The sequence below is a fragment of the Streptomyces durbertensis genome, from assembly GCF_014156695.1.
Taxonomy (GTDB): domain Bacteria; phylum Actinomycetota; class Actinomycetes; order Streptomycetales; family Streptomycetaceae; genus Streptomyces; species Streptomyces durbertensis.
The window spans coordinates 1-3325 of sequence record NZ_WMLF01000530.1 but is presented as its reverse complement, the minus strand read 5'-3'; the positions used below and the strand labels follow the sequence as shown (position 1 = coordinate 3325).

Below are 3325 nucleotides of genomic sequence, written 5' to 3'. Positions count from 1 at the left end.
CCGCCGCAGTCCCGCCCCCGCCTTGGACCACGACACGTGAGGCCCCCATGCCTGAAGCGACGCAGAGGTTCTTCGACCACCAGCCCGAATCAGTCAAAGCAGCACGTGACTTCACCACCCGGACCCTGAGGGCCTGGGGCCTGGACGACACCGGCGACATCCGCCTGGTCGTCTCGGAACTCGCGACGAACGCGCTCGCCCACGGCAGCGACGCCGAGCACGGGTTTCTCGTCCGCCTGGAACCCAGCCCCGACGGCGTCCGCCTGGAAGTCCACGACAGCCGCGACCCGCACCAGCCCCTTCCCGGGCCCGCCTGCCCGGACCCGGCGGCGGACGAGACCGGCCGAGGACTGATGATCGTCACCGCCCTCGCCGACCGCTGGGGCATCGATCCCCGCCGGCCGTTCGGGAAGATCGTCTGGTCCCACTTCCCCACCGCCCCGCCGGCCACGACCGTCCGGACCGCTGAAGAGGTCCGGACGTGCTGACCCGCACCACCCCCGCGACGGGTCCGGAGACCGGACTGCTGGCCTCGCGTGGCCTCGCTGGGCGCCTGGACCTGGCCCGGCACCGCCCCGGACGGACAGCAGGTCGCTCACCTCCTGCTGGCCCACCGCCTTGGCCGCACCAGCCACGACGCCCCCGAAGCGATCGAGACCCGCATGCGGCACCTCGCCGAGACCCTCGGAACCCTGGTGACCGTCGGCTCACACGTCTTGCTGAGGTTCCCCGGCGCCCGCTGGGGCCTGAAACCGCCCGCCCACCCGCAGTGGACCCGACTCGTCCGCAACAACGGCAGGGCCGCCCTGGTCCTCGGGCTCGACCCGCTCGCCCAGACCGCCGACGCACCCCGCGTCGACGCCTACCTCGATGCCGCCCTGCCCGCGGCCGCCTGCTGTTCGGCTTCGCCTGCCGCACCGCCTGAACCACCCAGCCCCCATGCACCGCCCGACTCACCTCAGGAGAGGGACATCGCCATGGAAATCTTCGAGCGCGCCAGGCTGGACGCCTACTTCACCAAGATCGCCACCGCCTTCGCCCCCGACGAGAAGACCGCCGCCTTCCTGATCACGCACCTGCTGCCCGAGCGGCCCTCCTTCGTCCGCGCCGTCGCGGCCATGACCGACCTGAAGGCGGTGCTGCCCAAACCGAAGTCCATCGACGCCGCCGCCCGGCGCGAGGTCGAGCACACCACCGCCGTCGAGGCCCTCACCCGCCACCTGTTCACCGACGCCGACACCGCCCTGGACTACCTCGAGTCCCGGGCCGCCGGGGAGGCGACCTGCCTGCTCGACGTCGGCGGCTACTTCGCCCCCGCCCTCGAAACAGTCCACAGCCGCTTCACCGGGCGGCTCGCCGGGGTGGTCGAGGACACCGAGAACGGCCACCGCCGCTACGAGGACTCGACAAACTGCCCTGCCCCGTCATCTCGGTCGCCCGGTCCCCGCTCAAGGACCCCGAGGATTTCCTCGTCGGCCAGTCCGTCGTCTTCTCCACCGAGGCCGTCATGCGCGGACGCGGCGACATCCTCCACGGCCGGCCCGCCCTCGTGATCGGCTTCGGCAAGCTCGGCTCCTCCATCGCCCGCCTCCTACACGCCAAGGGCGTCCAGGTCACCATCTTCGACATCGACCCCGTCCGCCGCACCCAGGCCCTCTCCCAGGGATTCAACATTGCCCGCGACCGCGAGGCTGCTTTGCTCGGCGCCGGCCTGGTCCTCTGCGCGACCGGAGCGGTCTCCCTGCGGGGCGAAGACTTCGCCCACCTCCGCAACGGCACCTACATCGCCACCGTCACTTCCAGCGAGGACGAACTCGACCTCGCCGGACTCCCCGACGTCTACACCCGCACGCAGGTCGGCGACCACGTCACCCGCTACCAGACCACCGGCCACTACTTCTATCTGGCGAACGGCGGCAACGCCGTCAACTTCATCCATGGCGCCAGCGTTGGGCCGTTCATCTTCCTGGTCCAGGCCGAGGTTCTCGCCGCGATCAGGATGCTCACCCGCGGAGACCTCGCCCCCGGCATCCACGAGGTTCCCGCGGCCGACCGCGCCGCGATCGCGGCGACCTGGCTCAACTACTTCAACAGGTGATCACCATGGCCATCACGGCAGACCACATCCGCACCACGCTCGCCGACTACCTTGTCCAGAACCCCGAGGCCAAGACCGAACTCGGTGTCGTCCTCGGGCTCCTGGACGACGGCGACGACCTCACCAGCCGCAAGACCCTGCCCGGTCACGTCACCGCCGGCGCGATCCTCGTCGGCCCCGACGGCCGCGTCCTGCACATTCTTCACAAAGCCACCGGCAAGTGGTTGCTGCCCGGCGGCCACCTCGAAGACTCCGACGACACCCTTCTCCAGGCCGCCGGCCGCGAACTGGCCGAGGAGACCGGCATCCCGCCTCACGTCGTCAACCCGCACAACCAGACCCCCCTCCACATCGACGTCCACCCCATCGACGCCAACCCCGCCAAGGACGAGCCCGCCCACCAGCACTTCGACTTCCGCTTCCTCCTCCGCACCACCGCCGACATCGGCGAACTCCAGACCGAAGAGGTCTCCGACGCCACCTGGCGCGACCTCGACGACGTCACCGACGACCTCCTCCGCCAGCGGATCTCCCAGGCTCTTCGCTGACGCCTCCCAGCCGGCCGTCCCCGCGATCTCCGTCCCCCACGGCGCGGGGACGGCCGCATCTCCACGACCAGACCTTGGCGCCGCCCCAGACCCGGCTTCCCAGGGAAGCCCCATGGAACGCGCGAACACGTCAACTGCGTTCGGGGTTAAGGAAACAGCGTGCTCATGGAGACCCTGGACGAATACCCTCGAAGGGCCTCACCGGGGAAGCGCGCTCCAGTTGCCGCCGCTAACGGCCGGCACGGCGAGGTTCCCAAGCTCCTGACGGCCCCCTACGTCGCCACGCTCGTGAACGTCTTTCTGACGAACGGCTACGGCGTCGCCTGGAACGCCGAGCCGTACTACATCGAGCTCATCAAGCGGTTCGACGGCCCGCAGGCCGCATACGCGCTCCGGTCCTTCGCCGTCCAGTCGATCATCCCGAAGCTGGGCGCCCCTCTGTCCCAGGAGAAGTGGGGCGAGTTGGTGGATCTCGTGGCGCCCAAGCTCACCGAGCGGGAGGACCGCGTCCTGCTCGAGCGCGTCCGGGCCTTCACCGGTGAGATGTCTCTTGTGGAGGTCCTCTCCGGACCTTTCGACCGGTTGGCGCCCGGGGAAGCCGGAACTCAGCACCAGGGCTTCGAGACCCCGGACGTGGGTCACATGGGGCTGAGGACGTCGCGGAGGCGTAGGCGGGGGG

Annotated in this window: 2 protein-coding genes and 2 pseudogenes; all 4 read left to right on the top strand. The window is 70.2% G+C overall.

Annotation, left to right across the window (positions count from 1 at the left end):
- Positions 1-47 precede the first annotated feature (47 nt).
- Positions 48-488 carry an ATP-binding protein gene (locus GL263_RS23845; protein WP_182857809.1) on the top strand — a complete coding sequence of 147 codons (441 nt, stop codon included), beginning with the start codon at positions 48-50 and terminating at the stop codon, positions 486-488.
- Positions 489-977: 489 nt separating this feature from the next.
- Positions 978-2098, top strand: a pseudogene (locus tag GL263_RS23840) (NAD-binding protein).
- A gap of 5 nt (positions 2099-2103) precedes the next feature.
- Positions 2104-2646: an NUDIX hydrolase gene (locus GL263_RS23835; protein WP_182857808.1), complete on the top strand. Its 543-nt coding sequence runs from the start codon at positions 2104-2106 to the stop codon at positions 2644-2646.
- Positions 2647-2811: 165 nt separating this feature from the next.
- Positions 2812-3325 (top strand): annotated as a pseudogene (locus GL263_RS23830) (hypothetical protein); the annotation flags it as partial.